At 35.7% G+C, this 19526-nt stretch carries 28 protein-coding genes and 4 pseudogenes; all 32 read right to left on the bottom strand.

The window, feature by feature from the left end; translation table 11 throughout:
* Positions 1-10 precede the first annotated feature (10 nt).
* The 32 genes and pseudogenes from H8700_RS03135 to H8700_RS02980 all read right to left on the bottom strand — a co-directional run bounded on the left by H8700_RS03135 (position 11) and on the right by H8700_RS02980 (position 19414).
* On the bottom strand, positions 11-1378 hold the full coding sequence (locus H8700_RS03135; RefSeq protein ID WP_249303048.1) for an MATE family efflux transporter: 1368 nt from the start codon (positions 1376-1378) through the stop codon (positions 11-13).
* 439 nt (positions 1379-1817) lie between these two features.
* Positions 1818-2147 (bottom strand): HIRAN domain-containing protein, encoded by a 330-nt coding sequence (locus H8700_RS03130; RefSeq protein ID WP_249303046.1) that lies wholly within the window; start codon positions 2145-2147, stop codon positions 1818-1820.
* Between the two features lie 32 nt (positions 2148-2179).
* Positions 2180-2545 carry a hypothetical protein gene (locus H8700_RS03125; RefSeq protein ID WP_249303044.1) on the bottom strand — a complete coding sequence of 122 codons (366 nt, stop codon included), beginning with the start codon at positions 2543-2545 and terminating at the stop codon, positions 2180-2182.
* Positions 2535-2801: a hypothetical protein gene (locus H8700_RS03120; RefSeq protein WP_249303042.1), complete on the bottom strand. Its 267-nt coding sequence runs from the start codon at positions 2799-2801 to the stop codon at positions 2535-2537. The genes H8700_RS03125 and H8700_RS03120 overlap by 11 nt, the downstream gene beginning before the upstream one ends.
* 20 nt (positions 2802-2821) lie before the next feature.
* On the bottom strand, positions 2822-4111 hold the full coding sequence (locus tag H8700_RS03115; RefSeq protein ID WP_249303040.1) for a hypothetical protein: 1290 nt from the start codon (positions 4109-4111) through the stop codon (positions 2822-2824).
* Positions 4112-4360: 249 nt separating this feature from the next.
* Complete coding sequence (locus H8700_RS03110; RefSeq protein ID WP_249303038.1) at positions 4361-5047, bottom strand: helix-turn-helix transcriptional regulator; 687 nt, start codon at positions 5045-5047, stop codon at positions 4361-4363.
* Positions 5048-5165: 118 nt separating this feature from the next.
* A complete protein-coding gene (locus H8700_RS03105) occupies positions 5166-5327 on the bottom strand; it encodes a hypothetical protein (RefSeq protein ID WP_249303036.1) in 162 nt (53 codons plus the stop codon).
* 11 nt (positions 5328-5338) lie between these two features.
* On the bottom strand, positions 5339-5548 hold the full coding sequence (locus tag H8700_RS03100) for a hypothetical protein (protein WP_249303034.1): 210 nt from the start codon (positions 5546-5548) through the stop codon (positions 5339-5341).
* A 208-nt stretch (positions 5549-5756) separates the two neighbouring features.
* A pseudogene (locus H8700_RS03095) lies at positions 5757-6023 on the bottom strand (lysine--tRNA ligase); the annotation flags it as partial.
* Positions 6024-6188: 165 nt separating this feature from the next.
* A complete protein-coding gene (locus tag H8700_RS03090) occupies positions 6189-6587 on the bottom strand; it encodes a bacteriohemerythrin (protein ID WP_249303032.1) in 399 nt (132 codons plus the stop codon).
* Positions 6588-6693: 106 nt separating this feature from the next.
* Positions 6694-7926, bottom strand: a complete 1233-nt coding sequence (locus H8700_RS03085; RefSeq protein ID WP_249303030.1) for an HD-GYP domain-containing protein — start codon at positions 7924-7926, stop codon at positions 6694-6696.
* Between the two features lie 24 nt (positions 7927-7950).
* On the bottom strand, positions 7951-8106 hold the full coding sequence (locus H8700_RS03080) for a rubredoxin (RefSeq protein WP_012740305.1): 156 nt from the start codon (positions 8104-8106) through the stop codon (positions 7951-7953).
* 90 nt (positions 8107-8196) lie between these two features.
* The gene (locus tag H8700_RS03075) at positions 8197-8571 is read right to left on the bottom strand and encodes a desulfoferrodoxin family protein (protein WP_022216261.1); all 375 of its coding nucleotides are present in this window, start codon (positions 8569-8571) and stop codon (positions 8197-8199) included.
* Positions 8572-8598: 27 nt separating this feature from the next.
* A complete protein-coding gene (locus tag H8700_RS03070) occupies positions 8599-9543 on the bottom strand; it encodes an L-lactate dehydrogenase (RefSeq protein WP_330606279.1) in 945 nt (314 codons plus the stop codon).
* A 27-nt stretch (positions 9544-9570) separates the two neighbouring features.
* Positions 9571-9762 (bottom strand): annotated as a pseudogene (locus H8700_RS03065) (rubrerythrin family protein); the annotation flags it as partial.
* Positions 9763-9816: 54 nt separating this feature from the next.
* Complete coding sequence (locus tag H8700_RS03060; protein ID WP_249303028.1) at positions 9817-10224, bottom strand: Fur family transcriptional regulator; 408 nt, start codon at positions 10222-10224, stop codon at positions 9817-9819.
* Positions 10225-10453: 229 nt separating this feature from the next.
* Positions 10454-10753, bottom strand: a complete 300-nt coding sequence (locus tag H8700_RS03055; protein ID WP_249303026.1) for a GNAT family N-acetyltransferase — start codon at positions 10751-10753, stop codon at positions 10454-10456.
* A gap of 56 nt (positions 10754-10809) precedes the next feature.
* Positions 10810-11283 carry a GNAT family N-acetyltransferase gene (locus H8700_RS03050; protein ID WP_249303020.1) on the bottom strand — a complete coding sequence of 158 codons (474 nt, stop codon included), beginning with the start codon at positions 11281-11283 and terminating at the stop codon, positions 10810-10812.
* A 176-nt stretch (positions 11284-11459) separates the two neighbouring features.
* Positions 11460-11900, bottom strand: coding sequence for a hypothetical protein (locus tag H8700_RS03045; protein WP_249303018.1), 441 nt, complete (start codon positions 11898-11900; stop codon positions 11460-11462).
* A gap of 64 nt (positions 11901-11964) precedes the next feature.
* Positions 11965-12132 (bottom strand): annotated as a pseudogene (locus H8700_RS03040) (winged helix-turn-helix transcriptional regulator); the annotation flags it as partial.
* Positions 12133-12186: 54 nt separating this feature from the next.
* Positions 12187-12996 (bottom strand): hypothetical protein, encoded by an 810-nt coding sequence (locus H8700_RS03035; protein ID WP_249303016.1) that lies wholly within the window; start codon positions 12994-12996, stop codon positions 12187-12189.
* 40 nt (positions 12997-13036) lie between these two features.
* Positions 13037-13561 carry a flavodoxin family protein gene (locus H8700_RS03030; protein WP_249303014.1) on the bottom strand — a complete coding sequence of 175 codons (525 nt, stop codon included), beginning with the start codon at positions 13559-13561 and terminating at the stop codon, positions 13037-13039.
* 107 nt (positions 13562-13668) lie between these two features.
* Positions 13669-13872: pseudogene (locus H8700_RS12385) on the bottom strand (hypothetical protein); the annotation flags it as partial.
* Between the two features lie 27 nt (positions 13873-13899).
* On the bottom strand, positions 13900-15801 hold the full coding sequence (locus H8700_RS03020; protein ID WP_249303012.1) for a P-loop NTPase fold protein: 1902 nt from the start codon (positions 15799-15801) through the stop codon (positions 13900-13902).
* A gap of 63 nt (positions 15802-15864) precedes the next feature.
* A complete protein-coding gene (locus tag H8700_RS03015; RefSeq protein ID WP_249303010.1) occupies positions 15865-16389 on the bottom strand; it encodes an O-acetyl-ADP-ribose deacetylase in 525 nt (174 codons plus the stop codon).
* The gene (locus H8700_RS03010) at positions 16390-16731 is read right to left on the bottom strand and encodes an arsenate reductase family protein (protein WP_015521632.1); all 342 of its coding nucleotides are present in this window, start codon (positions 16729-16731) and stop codon (positions 16390-16392) included.
* A 1-nt stretch (position 16732) separates the two neighbouring features.
* Entirely contained in the window at positions 16733-16951 is a 219-nt protein-coding gene (locus tag H8700_RS03005; protein ID WP_249303009.1) for an aspartate dehydrogenase, read from the bottom strand.
* Positions 16938-17411 carry a YaiI/YqxD family protein gene (locus H8700_RS03000; protein WP_249303005.1) on the bottom strand — a complete coding sequence of 158 codons (474 nt, stop codon included), beginning with the start codon at positions 17409-17411 and terminating at the stop codon, positions 16938-16940. The genes H8700_RS03005 and H8700_RS03000 overlap by 14 nt, the downstream gene beginning before the upstream one ends.
* A gap of 23 nt (positions 17412-17434) precedes the next feature.
* On the bottom strand, positions 17435-17806 hold the full coding sequence (locus H8700_RS02995) for a VOC family protein (RefSeq protein WP_249303003.1): 372 nt from the start codon (positions 17804-17806) through the stop codon (positions 17435-17437).
* A gap of 26 nt (positions 17807-17832) precedes the next feature.
* The gene (locus tag H8700_RS02990) at positions 17833-18183 is read right to left on the bottom strand and encodes a DUF4186 domain-containing protein (protein ID WP_249303001.1); all 351 of its coding nucleotides are present in this window, start codon (positions 18181-18183) and stop codon (positions 17833-17835) included.
* Positions 18184-18187: 4 nt separating this feature from the next.
* Positions 18188-19024 (bottom strand): PAS domain-containing protein, encoded by an 837-nt coding sequence (locus tag H8700_RS02985; RefSeq protein WP_330606276.1) that lies wholly within the window; start codon positions 19022-19024, stop codon positions 18188-18190.
* 114 nt (positions 19025-19138) lie between these two features.
* Positions 19139-19414, bottom strand: coding sequence for an SIMPL domain-containing protein (locus H8700_RS02980; protein WP_249302999.1), 276 nt, complete (start codon positions 19412-19414; stop codon positions 19139-19141).
* Positions 19415-19526: the final 112 nt, after the last annotated feature.

Raw genomic sequence — 19526 nt, 5'->3', positions numbered from 1 at the left:
TTTATTCCTCCTAATTCAAAACATCTACTTTATTTTTTCTGATTCTCTTTAAAAATACGTATCCTACCAGGCATGAAATAACCTCAGTTATTGGGAATGCCCACCAGATCAGAGAAACTCCCATCTGACCATTTCTGACAAACAGAGAAAAAATTCCAGCCAGTGGCAGAATAATGATAAGCTGTCTCAGAAGAGAGATTACCAATGATTCAATTCCACCATCCAGTGCCTGATAAATCCCCTGATAAGCAACATTTATTCCGGCAAACAGAAAACTTATTGAGATTATCCTCATTGCTCCGATAAAATATTCCCTTGACTGTCCTGCATTGAACAAAGTTGCAAAAGCTCCAGGGAAGAATTCCGTAATTGCAATTCCCAGAATCATTAATGCAATGGTATAGAGCAGTCCATACCTGATTCCATCCTGCATTCTCTTTTTACTTCTCATACCATAAGCAAATGCAATAATCGGAGTGATTGCATCTCTAAGCCCAAAGGCGAGGAATAATACAAACTGCTGTACTTTATAGAACAATCCGTATGCGGTCTGTGCGGAAGGACTGAATTTCAAAATCAGATTCATCACATATACCATGATAGACATAAGTGCCTGTGCAATAATTGCAGGAAGTCCAATTGCATATATTTCCTTGATTATTCCGCTGTCCGGCTTCATATACTTTACATCATGTTCAATTTCCTTATTCAGTTTCATATGAAATACAAACAATAATATTGCAGACGCAACCTGTCCAATAACAGTTGCATATGCAGCTCCCCTCACTCCCATTTCAGGAACCGGTCCAATACCATAAATCATGATCGGATCAAGGATAATATTTACCACTGCACCCACAACCTGACCGATTGTAGAATATAGTGAATGCCCTGTCGCCTGTAAGAGTTTTTCAAATAATGAAAAGAAAATAATTCCAAATGAAATCACACAGCATATTCTTAAGTAGCTTGTTCCCACTGAAATCACTTCCGGATCAACGGTCTGTGATGAGATGTATGATTTTACTCCAAAAATCCCGAACAATAGACATACCACATAAATAATTACTCCAAGAAATAAACTGTTTCCCGCAACTTTTGCAGCTTTTTTCTCATTTCCCTGACCAAGTGTTCTTGCAAGAAGTGCATTGGTTCCCACACCTGTTCCGATTCCGACTGCCACCATGAGCATCTGAACCGGGAACACCAGTGTCAGCGCATTTAGTGCTGTATCACTTCCTGATCTCATGTTTCCAACAAAGGCACTGTCTACAATGTTGTAAACCGCCTGCAATGCCATAGATAAGATCATCGGTATTCCCATCTGTACCATGAGCTTATTTACCGGCATCTCCTTCATCTTGTTACTTTCTGCCATCTTATAATCCTCCTTGTTTTGTGAAGCAAAATCCGAACCCTTTGGCGAGGAGAAGATTTAGCCTCCTTTTTCTGCATAAAAAAAATGTGTACTTACCTCACAAGCCGGACTTACGCTGATAAGCTACACACTTTAAACTGCATGATATATTTTCATAATGTGTGACAGCAGGTGCACACAAAAAAGGGTAGCAAGACTGGATTTACGCTAGTCTGCTACTCGTTTAAAAGTATTATATTTTTCTTTTTTGAAAAAGTCAAACAAAATTTTCTTGCATTTTTTCTCAATTCTCACATTTGTAATTCGATTTCTCGCATTTATTTTTTTAACTTAACGCTGTACAATCTACCCCTATAGTCTATCCAATTCTTTTTGATGCTAAAATGCGGATAGAACACAAATATTTGTCCTATCCGCATCAATTTATTGTAACTCACTATCAATAATATTCGGTATTCAAATTTTTATCTACTCCTGTATCGACAATCATACACACAACCCCACCATCAACTACAAACACAACCTTTCCTTTCGCCTTATCTCCAATCTTGTCATACAGCCTGCCAGCACTCATAGACTCACCTTTAACAGTAAAAGGGCTGTTAGCCACATATCCTATCTTTCCAAGTCCTTTTATCTTTACCTGTATTGCTTCCTTGTCGTACTCATTATCCGGCTCTTTTTCAAGTTTTACTTTCATTCCTTTTTCCATAAAATCACTGCCAAAATAATGGCTGCAACCTGCTATTGTAAAATAAAGTTCTTCCATAATAGTCTCCTTTCCGCAAAACTTTATCAGCTTTACCAGTCTTCTCCGTACTCATCCATTGCATCATCTACACCATCCGCATAATCGCTGTCTCTGTCATATCTATCATAGTCATAATCGCCATCCATATAGATATCATCATAGCCATCATCATAAGAGTCATATGTACTCTTCTTTGCCGTTGTGCTTTTCTTTGTGCCACTGCTATATGATGGCTTGTTTGTAGAATTTGATTTACTATTGTAACCACTGCTTGAGCCAGAGCTACTTGTACTACTCTCAGAAGTACTACTCGACGATTTATTGCTATATGATGAACTGCTATGGGATGTACTACTTCCCGTATATGGTTTATGCAGATAACAATAACAGCTTCCGCTTGCCTGCTTATTCATCATCTTCTTCAAGTTGCTGTTCTATTTTCTCTTCTCTGTAATCAATAATATCCGCTATCATAAGTACTATCTCTGACACTACCACTAGTATTAACCCAGTCTTTGCCAGTGTCTTTCCAACAGAATCATCTGTTTTCTTTGCCACCTCAGCGCTTTTTCCAAGCAGACCTATCAATCCTATATTTGCCAGTCTCTGTAAATTTCTATTTATAGATTTATTTTCTCTATGAATTTCTCTTAATATTGTCTTATTTGTCATGGTAATTATCCTCCTTATTTTCAACCAACCATATCTTCTACTATATGCATATTCTCTTCCTGTCCGTTATCTACAGACTGCATTTTTGTCAATTCACTATGTTCAGGGACTTCCATTATATCTTCAATTTCTGCCAGATTATCTTCACAGGTATCAGCCAGGGATTCACAATCAATATAATCTGTTAATACATATAGACAATTAAGTTCTTTCAATTTTGCTTTCTTCTCAATTCTCAGTTCTTTAAGTCTCTTAAATACCTTATATCCCTGAGCCACATTGCAATTAGCATCTTCTGTTTCCAAAAGAATTTTTTCAATCTCAGCATCCAGCTCTTTGATATCTATCTGCAGATTTGTTAGATACTGCCCGGCATTTCTATAGAACTCCGCCTGCTGCCTTGCAAATGAAACCCAGTCATTCTCTTTTCCATCAAATGGGGTGTAACTTCTTTCTTCTGCCATTGTTTCTTCACCATCCTTTTCATTAAATGTCGGTTCAACACTGTGTCTTTGCTTTGCATCTAAACTAATATCAGCTTTTCTATGTATGTCCTCTCTTTGCAACCGCCTGTCTTTAAGCACGCAATTTTCAAACAGCTCTTCGTATTTTCTAGGTTTATACTTTCTTGTTTCCAATCCTTTGATACTTTTTAATGCCTGCTTCGCCCTAGTGACATTGGCATTCGTTCCAAAGCCGGTTTGAAAATACTCGATTCTCTGCAATTCATCCTTGATATCTCTTCTGTTTTCCCTGCACACCCTCAGTAGTTCAACCAGATCAGCAGCTTCATTCTCATCAGTCTCACATAATTCAATATAGTGAAGAATATCACATATCTTCTGGTCTATATCCGAATGCTTTTTTGAGAGCTCATCCTTATAATCTTTCAGTCCTTCCACAAGATATGTAAAATGAGTAAGATATTCTGCCCAGTCCATTTCCGACAGGTCATACGATGCAACACTTTTCTCAATCGGTTCTGTTACCTCATCATATGTTAATTCTTTTATCGGTGAAATATATTCATCATCATTTTCTTCCCGTTCTTCTACAGGCAATGCACCGGAATTGTCGTCTATTTCATCCCTTCCGGATACTGCCCCACTCATATCTTCCCCTGTCTCTTCAACCGGAACCATACAATAAAATGATGCTTTCTTTCCTACACATATACGGCTGTTCGCCTGTGCAAATGTAAATACTGTTGCGTCCTGTTCTCCTGCCACAGCTACCAACTGATCTGCTTTATTAGTCCTATAATAGTTACCACTATAATCCATTATGTAATATAAAGAATCCGTTCCCATAGGCACCTCCTATTCTAATGTTCCATCATTTCTGCATACTTCATAATATTCACACATAATGCAGCATCCTCTACATTCCTTAGCATGTAATACTGTTTTTCTAATTCAATACCATAACCTTGCCACTCTGCCACCTCACCTGCTCCCCAAAAAAATAAGAACCAGTAAGAGTTTATCTCTTATCTGATTCTTATTATAAAAACTAAGGTGTCCCATAAACACACCTTGCATATCGAATTTACGTTCTTATTATTTATATTGTTTTATCAATCTGTCAATTTCAGCATTCATCATTTCAACAACACTATCCGGTCCAGCAAGCGTTACTCCCTCACCAAGACCTATGATCCACGCTAAAAACTGCCTGCTGACTGCAACCTCAACATTGACTACAAAGCGTTTATCATCCAATCTGATCATTGACACATCTTTTCCAAAGCGGTCTATCATTACACCAGCAAAAGAATTGTCGCACTCAATGCACACCCACTCTTCTTTACCTCCATACATGCCAAACATTTTTCTGGCGTATGCAACCATATCAAATGATTTAAATGCCTGCCTATGTAGCTGTGATGCTTCGTACTTACTGGCAAGTCCTTCTATCTTTTTTATAAGTTCATTTGACTTCTTAGCTGTGATAAATTTTGCCGACTGCACAGAATCAACCAATAATTTTAATTTTGCAAGTTCAAACTGTCTGTTCCCTATATGATAGGAATATGTCCTGTCTTCCTGCGTTCCTATAACATCCAGACCATACACCCTTAAATTTTCATTATCATTATACAAACTTTTGCATTCCGCACTTATATCATATGCTGCGAGTGCTTCAATACTCTCCGGCATGGTAATACTGTGCGTTTCATCCGTCCACTCCAGAAGAATTTTCATAAGATATATCAGTTTCAATTTCTGATTTGATGATTTAGACATATCGCACCTCCTAACTCCCCGATAAAACTAAAAACTTCTCTTATATGAGACCATAAATAATCATATAAGAGAAGTTCCTATCATGTCCGCAAGTCCAACTATTGGTACACTATTACTTTTATCTGCAATATACTCTTTCAAATTCAGGATTCATAGCCAATACTTTTTTAATGTATTCATCAAATGACATTCCGCTATTTGCCACATCTTTCTCAACATCGTAGGATAATACCATACGTTCTTTTGGACTATGTCCTATCAATTGTGCATACATAATCATAAAAACCACCTCTACTTTGAAGAACAACATATCACAATTAAAACCAGTACAACAATAGCAATTATCAATAAAACAGGCTGGGTAAATAACCATAATACTGCGAATAGCAATACAAAAAATCCTACAAATTTACCGATTGCAGCTATTCCTGAATAATCCCCATCACAAGCAGCAATAATTGAACCGACAACAAATATTAAAATAAACGCTAGTATATGCATAATAGCCACCTCCGTAAAAGTTCATTGTTAACTCATTTTTCATTTTAGCTTCTTTCTGCTTTATTTATAACACTTTATACTGTCCAATAATCATCTCTTGCGCATCGAATTAACGTTCTGTATTGTGATTAAATTGCACCAAAAAGGACATCTTCTAAATTTTTTTAGAAAATGTCCTCTAAGTAATACAATCTTTAATTTTATTCTCTTAATACAGCTTAGCTCCAGCAGGAATTGCGTCATCTAACATAAGCAGATTCAGTCCTTCGTGTCCGTCATACTCGTACACTGCTGAAATCAACATTCCTTCTGATGGGATTCCCATCATCATTCTTGTAGGAAGATTTGTGATTGCTACACATGTCTTTCCAACGAGCTGTTCCGGCTCATAGTACTCATGAATACAGCTTAAAATCGTGCGTTTCTGGTCAGTTCCATCATTTAATGTGAGCTTTAGAACATAGTAAGAAGTTGGTTTATCACCAAAGATACCTCCTCTTACTGCCAGCACAAAGTTTCGCTTAGCAAGCACTTGATGCGTTTCCTCTACGTATGCATATTGTCAAGTGTATGTGTCATATTTTATATTCAAAATAAAAAGGCTGCTACTCTCTAAAAAATAACAGCCTTTCTTACTATATCAGCCTTTTGGAATTTGACCATCGACATACAGAATGTGATTAATTAACCACTCTGTGAGATATTTTAAAATTCCCATAATCTGTTCATCTTGATCTTCTACCTCATCATTGTGATGTTCCATAAATTCATCGAGTTTATGTATAAATTCCTGATGTTGAACTTTCTGTGTAAATATCTTCTTATAATTAATAGATTCCATATACTGCTCTTCATCACTAAAGTGTTTTACTGTATAATTTTGGAGATTTTCTAATATTATATCAATCCTATCATATTTATCCGGTGTAAACTCATCATGAAGCAGTTTATATGCCTCATCTGCATATTTAAATAACTGCTTGTGTTCTTCGTCTATCATATCTATACCGATATAATATTCTGGTTTCATTTCATACATAAATTAATCCCACTTTCAGTTTATTTGTTTTATGAACCTGTTCAATACTATTCATAATAGGCAAATGCATTTCTCATGAATTTCCTATATTTTCTCGTTTTTAATGTTAGATCCCACCAAAACATTCCCTAATTTTCTTGGAAATATCAGAATCAACAAAACCTTTCTGCGCCATGTCATCGAGCATCTCACACGTTTTTTCGTGCGATAAACCTTTCTTATATGGTCTGTCCTCGGTTAATGCCTGATAAATATCAATACATGCCATAATACGTTCCGGCTCATTTAATTCAGCTGCGGTTTTTCCAAAAGGATACCCTTTTCCATTTAATTTTTCATGATGGAAAGCTGCCCAGTCTCGTATTTCTTCAAAATCATTAACCTCTGATAATATAAGGTATGTATAGCCAGCATGATTCTTCATTTTTGAAAATTCATCATCCGTAAGCTTATCCGGTTTTTCCAAAATTTCATTGCCTACTGCCATCTTCCCAATATCATGCAGTGCACCAGCCAGATAAATTTTTTGCACATTAATAGAATCATATCCGATATATTGAGCAAAAAAAGCTGCTTTTTCAGCCACTCCTATAGAATGTCTGCTTGTAAAAGAAGATTTATAATCTACAATCTTTGCAAAAAAATCTGCGACATTTTTACACGTTTTCCAATCAAAAACCTGTTTTTGTCTTGGGATAATCTCCCATAGCTTCATTTCAAAAGAATTATCACTTAAACATATAAAAGATTCAGAATGTGTGAATGCATGAAAAAAGGCATTCACACATTCTGAATCGAATAATCCATCCCTATTTTTTAAAAGGTACTGACATATAAAATTCCAACTGTTATTTCCAGATCCCGTGTTATTTCCTATAATATCAATGGTATCTGCAAGATGAATAATCCTTGCAAACAATGGAATTTCATTCCACTTTTTTTGAAAAGGACCAGTTCCATCGGCATGTTCATGATGATACAAAATCACATTTGACACATCTGTTTTAAATGGAATTTTAGTAATATTTTTTTCACCATAAATACAATGAAGATTTGTTTTTTTCTCGGATAAATCTTTTTTACAATTAATGACGGAATCCTTTTTCAGTTCTTCCGAAATATATTGTGTCAAAGCATTATCATGCAGTAAAGCACACATGGCTAAATCTTGTAATTCATCACCTTGAATTTTCCAATATTCAGCCATACGTATACTTATATAAGCCACTCTTTTTCCATGTTTGTTTTTGATATTTACCAACTCTGCTTCTATACAGTCCAAAGCATAAGAACAGGCTCCTGCAAGTCCGATGATATCTATACTTAATTCTTCTTTCATTGGTATAATCCTATCCTAATACATTTATGCTTCTGAGAACTGGTCTTTTCCTACAGAGCATAACGGACATTCAAAATCTTCTGGAATATCCTCCCACTTTGTACCAGGTGCAATACCACCTTCTGGATAGCCCTTCTCCTCATCGTATTCCCATCCACAAACATCACATACGTATTTCATTCGTTGTTCCTCCTTGTAAATATATTAATACACAGCCTATATTACTGTTATATTTGTGTTGTTCTGTAACCTTAATATGTATAAATGCTTTTAGCATTTCCATAATCCATGCAGGTTACAATATGCATATACTTCTTCTACCTGTTCGCCATCGCAAAGACAAAAATCTGCTACCGGCTCCTGCCCTGGATTTAACTGTTTTCTGTATATTCCCTGGTTTGTATTTAATGTAATCCACTCAATGAAATGCTCTTCAAGCATTGGATGTTTTGTCTCTCCGACCACGACATGAACATGACTGCCTTCTATCGTATATACAGGTACATGCTTCTCGACAGCAGCATCTGTCACTCCAGCTTTTAATTCCTGCATAGGTTCTCCGCAACAAATTACAGGTACACCCTTATCCTTTACCTTTTCAACAATGTTTCCACAATGCTTACAAATATAATACTTTACTTCCATGTCTTTTTCTCCTTCCATGTGTAAAATTTATAATTCAATTGTCTCCATAATCTTTTTCAATGAATCTGTAGATTCCTTAAGCTTTAACGCTTCCTCGCCACTTAAATTAATAGGTATATCAGACTCAATACCATCTGCACCTACAATAGCTGGCATACTTAACGATACTCCGTCAATATCATATACTCCATGAATCATGTGTGATACAGGAAGTATTGATTTTTCATCTCTCATAATCACTTCGCAGATTCTTTTTACAGACATTGCAATTCCATAATATGTAGCGTGCTTTTTGTTTATAATCTCATAAGCACTGTTCTTGACTGCTGTAGCTATTTCTGCCGTGTTTTCCTTGTGCTTGTAATGTCCACGCATTTCACACATTTCACTTAATGGAACACCAGATACATTGGCTGATGACCATGCTACAACTTCGCTGTCTCCATGCTCACCTACTATAAATGCATGAACACTCCTGCTGTCTACAGATAAATGCTCACCAAGCTTATATCTTAATCTGGCACTATCTAACACAGTACCCGATCCAATAACCCTGTTTTCTGGAAGTCCTGATAACTTTATGGCCACCTGAGTAAGGATATCTACCGGATTCGCAACTACAAGCATGATACCTGCAAAATTTCTCTTTGCTATTTCAGGAATGATTGACTTAAATATTGCTACATTTTTATTTACGAGATCAAGCCTTGTCTCTCCCGGTTTCTGTCCCGCTCCGGCAGATATGACAACAATTGCAGCATCAGCCACATCATCATAATCTCCGGCATATATTTTCATCGGACTTGCAAATGGAATACCATGACTGATATCCATCGCTTCTCCTTCTGCCTTGTTCTTATCTGCATCGATAAGGACAATCTCTGTAAACAAGCCACTCTGCATCAGAGCAAATACCGATGCAGAACCAACAAAGCCACAGCCTATCATTACTGCTTTTTTTGAATTAATCACTTTCTTCTTCGTAATAATCTCATCTCCTTAATAATTCTCTTCATGTACTTCAAAATAACTCTGTGGATGATTACATACCGGACATACCTCAGGGGCTTTTGTTCCTACCACAATATGTCCACAGTTACGGCATTCCCATACCTTAACTTCGCTCTTTTCAAATACCTGTGCAGTTTCAATATTCTTAAGAAGTGCGCGATATCTTTCCTCATGGTGCTTCAAACTTATTGGTATCTCTTCCTCAGTCCATAACTCAACTTATACATTGCTTTCCTATCCATGCTGTTCCTCCTTTACCTTCTCCCTGCATTTTGGGCAAATGCCTTTAAATGAAATATCATAATCCACAAATTCAATTCCATGAGTGTTATGAATTCTTTCCAGCAAATCCGGTATTGGATCCATATCCACATCAAAAATTTCACCGCACTTTATACATCTTACATGGTAGTGATTTTTCAATGTAAAATCAAATCGGTTCGGTCCATCCGGAACTTCAACCTTTCTTAATGCACCTTCCTCTACCAATATATCAAGATTTCTATATACAGTTCCTTTTCCAATTGTTGGATATGCTTCTTTTATAAATTCATACACTTCATTTGCCGTAACGTGTCTTCTCATTTCGTATACGGTATTTCTTACAAGATCTTTTTGAATGGTATTTCTCCTACTTGTCATCAGTCCTCCTTATTAGGATTAGTTCTTAATAAGGATTATATACCACTATCATCCTGTTGTCAATAAAAATAGTAATAATTCTCATTATTACTATTTGCCGTCTCTGACAATAATTACACCTCCTTCCGCATCCAAGTATGTGGACAATCTTCGTCCACCTGAATATCATTCAGCTCCATATATCCTTGTTTCTTGTAAAACTCTGCCACACGACACTGTGCAAACAATTCTATTCTTTTACCCCCGAGATCACTAACTGTTTTTCCGCACCCTGCAACATCTTTTCACCATATTGCTTCCCTCGAAATTCTTTACTAACCGCAATCCTGCCAATCACATAGCAATCTCTTTCAACAGAGAAAAAGAATCTGCAAGTAGCTACTGGAATATCGTCCTCGAAAAGCAGCATATGTTTCGCCAGATGATCTGTCTCATCAAATTCATACTTAAATCCCTGCTCTTTCATGAATACTGATTTCCGTATCGCCTTCGCTTCCTGTGATATCTCATCATAAATCTTTATAAACATTGTTAGCTCTCTTATATCTACTTACAACAACTCCCAGGCAAACTGGAAGTTATCAACTACAATTCTTTCATCATACACAATGATTCTGGCATCGAAATGTAGGGACCATAATTATCCATTTTTTCAAATCCTACTTTTCGATATACATGACATGATTCTTGTAGCAGTTCTCCAGTTTCAAGAATCAACCTCTTGTAACCCAGCTCTTTTGCCCACTCAATTAATTCAAGAACCAGCTTGGTTCCTATTCCTTTTCCCTGAAATTCATCTCTGACAAATACTCTTTTCAGTTCGGTTGCATCATCAATATCATCATACTGATATTCTCTAATTGCTCCTGCACCAGCGGCTCTGCCATCAACATATACAACTATAGCCTCTTTAATTTCATCGAGCTGATTGTACTGTTTGTATTTGTCTCTCCTAATCACTCTTCCTACACGCCTATCTAAATCCATATCTAATAGCTGACAGTTCATAATAAAGTCTTCATTTATGCCAGAACATCTAATAAATTCTAAATCAGCCATATTCAGCCGTCCTCCTACGTTAAGTAAATAAAAACTTACAAGCTCTACAAATTCAAAGTTTCTGTTCCTTACAAACTTCGATTTTAATGTCTCTATTATACCATAATGATACTATTATAAAAAAGGAAAAAGAGCTCCTTCGAGCTCTTTTGATTCAGTTCTGTAAACTGGAATTTTCACACTTCGTCAACTAATGTTTTTTCTTCTCTATAAAGCAAGGTCACAACAAATGCAATAATTATCAAAATATGTAATACAATATGATATACATCAGGAACATATCTTCCATCCACATTTATTAATTGAATGCATTCTGAAAAATAGGCAATCTTCTTGTCCATTTCTCCCATAAATCCTCTTCCAAATAAAGTATACCATTCATGGCTTAAGAACTGAGTGACAAACCACCCTGCCAACCATATCAAATGTATATTCCTTCCAACATTTTTTGTAACTAACATTAAAACGAATGTAATTGTCGGAATAAGCATAAATAGCCATTCTTCCTCAAATGCACCTGTTATCAAGTATTTGTCTCCAATCTTCAATCCTATCATTGAAAGAAAATACCACATTAAAAGAATTATATTTACAATTATTAAATGTGTTTTTTTCATAAATCATATCTCCTAGACAATTCTTAAAATCCCGATTGTTCGAGCTTTTCAAATACTAACGTACTTAATTCTGTTCAATAAGTGATTTATAGTAGTTACCAAAGTCAGCAAGTGAATTAACAATTGGAAGCATTTTTGTTCCGAGTTCCGTTAATCCGTATTCAACTCTCGGTGGCTGCTCATGGTAATCGTGGCGATATGCCAGTCCATCACTCATCATTTGTCTTAAACTAAAGTGCTTGTATTAGTTTGATATTAAATTGTTGTGAGTCAGACAAACAGAAATTTAACTATTTGATTTATGTTCTTCATTATATCTCTTAAGTATTAGATCTGCTCTTTTGTTTATTTTGTCCAACATGGTTTTCAAGCATTCTTCTACCTCTTCTTTTTCTAGTGGACATGGATAAGATAAAGATTGACCTTTAAAAAACGTAATTCCACTAATTCTGTTTTTTTTGACTTGGTAATACATACTCAAACAATATTTTTCTTGGTTTTTAATAAAAAAGCTATGCCAATCTTTAACGATTTTATTGTCTACTTTTTGTAAACTACCTAAGTGATAATACTCTAGGTCTTTTCCAGCATCAACACATAGTTGTATCTTATCAATCATCAACGGTAAGTAATCTCTTACATCACCTAATAGTCCTTTTACAGAATTAAACCTTTCTGGACAAGGCATAAAATTCGCTACAGTATGACACATATCTGCCAATTTTAAAATATCTGGATATTCTTTACATAAATCATTTACTTGACCTCTTTCCTCTGAGTTTTCTTTGAAGTATTTTTCTGGAAACGAATCATATCCCCAATCAGTATTATGATGTTTATAAATTTTTACATTCCCTGCTTTTGCTATACGATATTTGCCCGGATATTTTAATCTCATTACATTTGAAAAAGTTATCCAAAATGAATTAATTACATCATAACTTACATTATGGTTCCACCCTAATTCTTCATATAATATCTTTGCACTTTTTCCATTTTCGACTTCAACTTGTTCTGATATAAAATACTGGAATAATTTTTCGATTGCATTAATCTCTTTGAGATCTTTTTTTAATACATTTTTATTAATTTTCAAAAAATAATTCTCCTTCAATTCCTGATTTTCATCACAAGCTTTATAAATCTTTTCCAATATTCTCAAGCTCTTTCATAGCATCCTGATTTTTAGAAAGCTCATCCTTTGCTGTTGCATAATATGACTTCTGGAAAAGCAAATCCCATGAAAGATATTTTGCCATACAGTCAAACTGCTTATCAATCAACTCATACTGGATACTGTCAACTGGAGAACCGCCTACAACAATCGTGCCAACTTTTTTATTTTTTAACTGCATTCCCCGACAATAACACTTATCAATGATAAGTTTCAATTGTGCTGACATTCCCCACCAATAAACCGGTGTTGCAAAAAGGATCATATCTGCGGCAGCAATTTTATCAATTGTAGGATTTGTATCATCCTTATCTACACATCCCTTAAAACATTGACAGGCACCACAGCCCTTGCATGGTGCAATATTAAGTTTGTCAGGTTCAATGATTTCAATTTCGTTTTTTTCAGATGCTCCTTTTACAAAAGCCTCAATCGCTGTAAGAGTGTTTCCTTTTCTTGCACTTCCATTTATAATGATTACTTTCATCTCGCAAAGCCTCCATTCTGCTTATCATATAAGCAAATAAGTTCTAAATAATAATTTTTCTCACATAGGCACATTATACCATAGTAAACATGCCTATGCGATAACATTTACTGCTTCTTCCGATATGAACTCATCTTCTCCACAGTTACCTCTGGATAGAAGTAAGTAAGAATCGTTGCTTTGGGAACGCCTGCAGCAAGAGCTTTCTTCACTTCCTCTTTCTGCTCCAGCGTATATGACCAATGCAACATTCGGTTTGTGATAGTATCCTCCCACTTAGGCTTTTCCCTCTCAGGATTCCTTACAGGCTTACTCTCATATTTGTCACAGAGAGACCGTTACTGCTCTATGGGTACATCTTTACTTTCTGGTGTTATAATATCATCAAGTTTTTTAATGAATTTTTGAGTATGTTTCGCAGCTATATTCTTATTTTTTTCTTTATAATCCTGCATTACAGAATTCAAATCTTCTCTTAACTTTTTAAGTGCCATTGTTGTGATTTGTCCATCAATCTCTTCTATATCACTATAATGTCCCCAAATTCCAACAAACCACCCAGAAAAATGATTTTTATCCATATTATCAGCATTCTTAAATGCATTAATAGTTGCGGACTCCATCTCAACAGAAAACGCATTGTATCTCTTATTACTCAAATTTCTGAAAGCCTCATTTAAGTCTGAACTAATCAAATCAATATAGAGCCTTTTATTCTTTTCATAAATCCACACATCATTATCTCTAAACTCTTTTATAATCTGATATGCTGACCATTCATCTTCTGTAAAATATTCCTTACTGTCATCCCCAATCATCATGTGAGAATGACTATCTTTTACCTCAGAATTAATTAAATATTTTATTTGCTTGTTAATACCTTCTCGCACATTTTCCCAATCAATTGCAGGTAAATCAATGTCATATCTTCTAGAATAACAACAATTATTAAGGAACAGAATATACTCATCTAACGACATTTTTCCTTCATATGCTTCTACTAATAAATCCTTAAATCCTTCATCAATTACTTCTTCATTAACTTCAGGTAGATTATGCGTTTTAAGAATTTCAAGCGGAGTAGCTGCATTCTTTTTTTTCAAAAACAACTGTATTTCTTTCGTGATAACTTCATCATTCCATTCACCGTGAATAATCCACTCAGAAAATCCATTAACAATAAAATTACTGTTAAATACATCCGGATAAAGCTTTTCTACATCAATGTATAAAAACAAATTTCCGTATTTAGAATTTTTCCAAATCAATCCTGCCTTATTTGCCATCATAAAGCATGTAAAAGAAAGAAGCCAATTACTACAATCTTGAATACCAGCGTTAACCAGTTTATTATATACACGTTCAAAGTCTTGAATAGCACATTTAAAACTTCGTACATTATGTGGTCTTTGTGCTAACAATTCTCGAAGTTTTTCCTCTTCCTTTTGATATTCTTCTCTTTTCTTATTACCATCAAACTTGTAATTTTCAGTCCTATACTGTTCAATGATTGCATTATCATTAAAATCGCCTGATAAAATTTTAACCAATGATTGCTTGTTTTTTCTGAGAATCCCCTTATATTCTATCCCCAAAGGCATTAATTCTATAGTATCAGAGACAATCTCTTCATAATCAGGGACAAAGTGAATAACTCTTTGCACAATTTTTTCTTTTATTTCATGATATGATAATTCATTTTTTGAACTATCTTTTATTTTTCCTTCATTTGCAATAATAATAGTATTAAAGTCCTGATTTTCACAGTAATCATTAATACATCCCAGAAGATCTGTACAAGAAATGTTTGACCTCTCTAAATCATCAAAAACAAGTATAACTTTCTTATCAGACATTCTGTTACTTATAGGCACAAAATTAACTAAATCCATAATAGATGAAACTACTTCTCCTTTTTTTTGCCAATTTTCAGGCAAAACCTCCTTAATCGTACCAAATACTTTTTTATATAAATCTGCAATCTTTGAGACCTTAGTTCCATTCAGTTTGTCCAATTCACTTGCTTTCTCTAACCATTTTTTCTTCACCTCAACTCTTAGTTTATCCAAAGAGTCTATACCAAATAAACTAATGCACACAAAAACATATTTATCTTTCACTGATTTTATGAATTTTTTTATAAAATATGTTTTACCACATCCCCACTCTCCTGATAACATCAAAGCCCCAACAGGATTATTTATATCACAATAACTTTTTAATTCTTCAATCAGATTCATTCTTGCCTCCAACTATACCAAGATAATTCTTTATTTACGCATCATTGGAACTTTCCATATTTTCTATCTCTCATACATCTTATCAACCTCAGCTTCATACACTGATTCAGTATGAGTATCAAATAGCACCCACTCCACCAGATCAAAGCTGTCCAGATTATCCTGCAAGAATCTGTTTACTGTATGTACCGCAATCTTTGCCGCCAACTCAACCGGAAAACTATATACTCCCGTTGATATAGAAGGAAATGCAATAGACCTGATTCCATTATCCATTGCCAGCTTCATGGAATTAAAATAGCAGTTAGCAAGAAGTTCCTCTTCTCTATTCCTTCCACCATTCCATATCGGTCCTACAGTATGTATCACATAATCACATGGCAGATTATAGGCTTTTGTTATCTTTGCTCCTCCAGTCTCACATCCATGAAGTGTCCTGCACTCCGCCAGGAGCTCCGATCCTGCTGCTTTATGAATTGCACCATCTACACCGCCTCCGCCAAGAAGAGAGTTGTTTGCTGCATTCACAATTGCCTGCACATCTGTTACTTTTGTTATATCTCCCATTAAAGTCTTAATTAAGTACATTTAGTTCCATCCTTTCCAGATATCCGGCTGATAACCAAGTGTTGATTGCTTTCCGTTTCTTACTACTGGTGTTTTAATTACTTGTGGATTCTCAAGCACCTTTTCAAGCTTATCTTCATCTGCGATATACTTAATAAGAGCAAGTAAATCCTTGTCCTTGCCATCCCAGTTAACCATATTTTCTAATCCACCATTTGCCTGAGCTACCGAATTAAATTCTCCTTTGCTCATACCTTTTTCTTTCATATCAATGAACTGATACTTTATGCCCCGCTCCTTGAAAAAACGCTCCGCCTTCTTAGTATCATTGCATTTCTTTGTTCCAAATATCTGTATGTTCATATCAATATTCCTTCTCTATCTCTCCGTCTATTCCATACATTTTCTTGAATGCATCAAGGTCTGCCTGGTTCTTAATCAGCATAACCTCTTCTATTTTACCTGTATGAATGTCCTTAAAGCCTGCAACCTGTTCACCATTACATATGCTCGCTTTGATTACCGGTTTCTTATTTTCTTTATCATATGTCTTTGTAACTTTCTTTTTCTTAAATAGTCCCACTCTGAGCACCTTCTTTTGACTTTGCCATCAGTATTAGTTTTTCAAAGGACTGTGCGAAGCGTACATCATCATCTTCTGTACGCTTCCTTGGTCCCTTTATGTGATTTTTATGAGAGCTGCGTCTTGCCTTCTTGTTAAGATGCCGCTCCATAAGCATCTGATCTATGTTCTCATTCGTGTACCACTTGCCGGATTGGTGAATAGCATATGCACCCTTCCCAAGTGCCATAGCAGCGACGCCATAATCCTGAGATACTACTACATCCCCTTTATGACAAATGCTGATCAGTTTATAATCTACTGCATCTGCTCCTGCACCTACCACAATCACCTCGCTGTAATCAGAATACAAAATATGATTCGTATCACATAACAAGGTGGCTGAAATGTTATATTTCTCTGCTATTTCTTCTACAATGCCCACTGCCGGACACGCATCTGCATCTACAAATATCTGCATTTTCTCCTTAAATCCATTTCATATCAGTTATAGTTAATTGGTGTTCGTGCTTCTATAAGATTTCCTGATGGATCATAAAATCTTACAAGCTTCTGTCCACCTTCAAGTTCCATTAAATCCGTAACATAACTTACAACATACTTGCCGGACTCCAGTTTTTCAATAATACCTTCTATATCATTATCTTCAAAATATAGTTCTGTCATATTGTTATGTGGAGTTGTAGGTATTTTTGTACTGTCATACCATACATCTACATCCTGTAATACAAGCCCCTCTGACATTATCACATTGCCTTCCATCCTTGTAATCACACGCAATCCAAACAATTCTTCATAAAAATCAATTGATTCGTCAATGTTATCAACAATAATCAATACATTTTTCAAACTCATATTATATGCTCCTGCCTCTCCATTTCTCATTGAATCCATGTCATAATTACATCTACAAGGTAATCCTGCTGTACCTGACTCAATTCCTTGCCTGGCTGCATTTTATGCCACTTCCGGATGCACTCTCTGCAGCATGTTGCCGTTGCGTGCTGGGCAATAAATACCGGATGACCACGCATTGGTGTCTGCTTGCCATCATTCGCTATATATGCCGGAGCTTCCCTCTTTGCAATAAAGTCCATAGCGTGTTGTCTGATGGTATCAAGTCCCTTCTCATTTATGTAATCAATATCTTTCTGTTTCAAGTGAAAACTGCTTCGGAACTTGGAATTATCCAGCCGCTCAAATAACTGCCTGTACCATTCATCCTTCGTCATATCATCACCACAAATCGTATGGTTTCATGGTTTCTGAATTTCGATATTCATGTTTCTCATAATATCCTATCAGCTTACCCTCATCTCTGAGTGCCACCATGTAAACATCTTTATTCTGTTTCTCATTATGAAAAGTATAAACGATATTATGGCTTTCATCTGCTGCAAACCAGTCCACTACCTGCTGTATTCTATCTCTTGATTCCGGATTATGGCAGTCTAACAGGCTTCTTCCGATAAGTTTGTCGCCGCCTCGCTTCGCATAGCTGGTAACAGCTGCCGGATTCATGTAGATAATCTCATGTTTGAGATTGCATATAACAACGGATGCCCTGTCCTGATCAACAATGCTCTTATAAAAACTGACATATGATTTAAACTCAATCAACTTTTCATTATCAAGCCTCTTCTGAAGTTGTGGTTTCTTTCTCCGATAATAATCGTATATCTCTCCATCTGGTATCCAGATTTGTGCCTCATTTATCTTATCAAGTACAGCTTCAACAATCTGTTCATCAGCTAATGAATCAGGTGCTTTTTCATGTTCTGTTACATATTTTTTGTATTCTTCATACACCCAGCCTGTAATCTTATCCTTCTGTTTCATCTTGAGATCACTAAACTTCTTGTTCATCTGTAAAAGCTGTCCATCTATCTTTTTATGGATTTTTGTCTTCTTATAAACCTTATTGTAAGCTGCTTTCTTTGGATTCTTAATCCATCCTGCACCTTTTTTTCCGTACCCTGGAATTAAAACTTTCTTAACAGCTCGCTTGGCTTTTCCTGTTGTTCTTGCCTTTATTGATTTCTTTATACCCGGTGTTCTCATTCCAAACTTCATCTTAATCGCCTCCGTTGTTTCAAAAAATCACCTGTTATTGCTATCTATCAACAATAGAATTATACCACCATTTACCCCTCTTCAACAAACACAATGCCATAGATTTTCTCAGACCTAAAATATTTCCCAGACTACAGTTACTGTATCAGTAACATCTATATCGTCTGCTTCAATATCTATGTCATATGCTGCCGGTGCACTCATTTCACATTCCGTACACTCCATTAATCTCATTTCATTCATTGGCTTTGTTACAAAATCTATCTCTCCCCAGGAATAATCAATCGCCTGTATTTCACCCAGTTTCACATTCGCTGCTGTTGTAAGTACCTGTGCCTTTTGAATGGAATCCTCAATTGCTTTATGTAACAGCTCATTTTTACATTTCATCTAAAAGCTTCATCGGAGCTTCTACTTTCGCTTTTGTTTGTGGACGCCCGGCAATACAGGGTTTTACTGCAAATCCGTAATCAGAAGCAAAGTGTTGGAAACGTCCGTTTAC

The organism is Jutongia hominis, from assembly GCF_014384965.1.
Classification (GTDB): Bacteria; Bacillota; Clostridia; order Lachnospirales; family Lachnospiraceae; genus Butyribacter; species Butyribacter hominis.
Note: the sequence above shows the minus strand (reverse complement) of the source record. Positions and strands in the feature narration are given on the sequence as shown.

What these genes read in the sequence shown, in the direction of transcription:
- H8700_RS02990 (WP_249303001.1), bottom strand. Translation starts at nt 18,183, where the DNA reads ATGACGAAGGATGAATGGTACAGGCAGTTATTTGAGCGGCTGGATAAT.
- H8700_RS03030 (WP_249303014.1), bottom strand. Translation starts at nt 13,561, where the DNA reads ATGAAAGTAATCATTATAAATGGAAGTGCAAGAAAAGGAAACACTCTT.
- H8700_RS03120 (WP_249303042.1), bottom strand. Translation starts at nt 2,801, where the DNA reads ATGACAAATAAGACAATATTAAGAGAAATTCATAGAGAAAATAAATCT.
- H8700_RS02995 (WP_249303003.1), bottom strand. Translation starts at nt 17,806, where the DNA reads ATGAGTTTGAAAAATGTATTGATTATTGTTGATAACATTGACGAATCA.
- H8700_RS03135 (WP_249303048.1), bottom strand. Translation starts at nt 1,378, where the DNA reads ATGGCAGAAAGTAACAAGATGAAGGAGATGCCGGTAAATAAGCTCATG.
- H8700_RS03115 (WP_249303040.1), bottom strand. Translation starts at nt 4,111, where the DNA reads ATGGGAACGGATTCTTTATATTACATAATGGATTATAGTGGTAACTAT.
- H8700_RS03125 (WP_249303044.1), bottom strand. Translation starts at nt 2,545, where the DNA reads ATGATGAATAAGCAGGCAAGCGGAAGCTGTTATTGTTATCTGCATAAA.
- H8700_RS03080 (WP_012740305.1), bottom strand. Translation starts at nt 8,106, where the DNA reads ATGAAATACGTATGTGATGTTTGTGGATGGGAATACGATGAGGAGAAG.
- H8700_RS03130 (WP_249303046.1), bottom strand. Translation starts at nt 2,147, where the DNA reads ATGGAAGAACTTTATTTTACAATAGCAGGTTGCAGCCATTATTTTGGC.
- H8700_RS03105 (WP_249303036.1), bottom strand. Translation starts at nt 5,327, where the DNA reads ATGATTATGTATGCACAATTGATAGGACATAGTCCAAAAGAACGTATG.
- H8700_RS03015 (WP_249303010.1), bottom strand. Translation starts at nt 16,389, where the DNA reads ATGTACTTAATTAAGACTTTAATGGGAGATATAACAAAAGTAACAGAT.
- H8700_RS03045 (WP_249303018.1), bottom strand. Translation starts at nt 11,900, where the DNA reads ATGAAAAAAACACATTTAATAATTGTAAATATAATTCTTTTAATGTGG.
- H8700_RS03075 (WP_022216261.1), bottom strand. Translation starts at nt 8,571, where the DNA reads ATGGAAGTAAAGTATTATATTTGTAAGCATTGTGGAAACATTGTTGAA.
- H8700_RS03060 (WP_249303028.1), bottom strand. Translation starts at nt 10,224, where the DNA reads ATGACAAGTAGGAGAAATACCATTCAAAAAGATCTTGTAAGAAATACC.
- H8700_RS03000 (WP_249303005.1), bottom strand. Translation starts at nt 17,411, where the DNA reads ATGCAGATATTTGTAGATGCAGATGCGTGTCCGGCAGTGGGCATTGTA.
- H8700_RS03055 (WP_249303026.1), bottom strand. Translation starts at nt 10,753, where the DNA reads ATGTTTATAAAGATTTATGATGAGATATCACAGGAAGCGAAGGCGATA.
- H8700_RS02985 (WP_330606276.1), bottom strand. Translation starts at nt 19,024, where the DNA reads ATGAAGTTTGGAATGAGAACACCGGGTATAAAGAAATCAATAAAGGCA.
- H8700_RS03110 (WP_249303038.1), bottom strand. Translation starts at nt 5,047, where the DNA reads ATGTCTAAATCATCAAATCAGAAATTGAAACTGATATATCTTATGAAA.
- H8700_RS03100 (WP_249303034.1), bottom strand. Translation starts at nt 5,548, where the DNA reads ATGCATATACTAGCGTTTATTTTAATATTTGTTGTCGGTTCAATTATT.
- H8700_RS03050 (WP_249303020.1), bottom strand. Translation starts at nt 11,283, where the DNA reads ATGGCTGATTTAGAATTTATTAGATGTTCTGGCATAAATGAAGACTTT.
- H8700_RS02980 (WP_249302999.1), bottom strand. Translation starts at nt 19,414, where the DNA reads ATGAAATGTAAAAATGAGCTGTTACATAAAGCAATTGAGGATTCCATT.
- H8700_RS03085 (WP_249303030.1), bottom strand. Translation starts at nt 7,926, where the DNA reads ATGAAAGAAGAATTAAGTATAGATATCATCGGACTTGCAGGAGCCTGT.
- H8700_RS03020 (WP_249303012.1), bottom strand. Translation starts at nt 15,801, where the DNA reads ATGAATCTGATTGAAGAATTAAAAAGTTATTGTGATATAAATAATCCT.
- H8700_RS03010 (WP_015521632.1), bottom strand. Translation starts at nt 16,731, where the DNA reads ATGAACATACAGATATTTGGAACAAAGAAATGCAATGATACTAAGAAG.
- H8700_RS03090 (WP_249303032.1), bottom strand. Translation starts at nt 6,587, where the DNA reads ATGTATGAAATGAAACCAGAATATTATATCGGTATAGATATGATAGAC.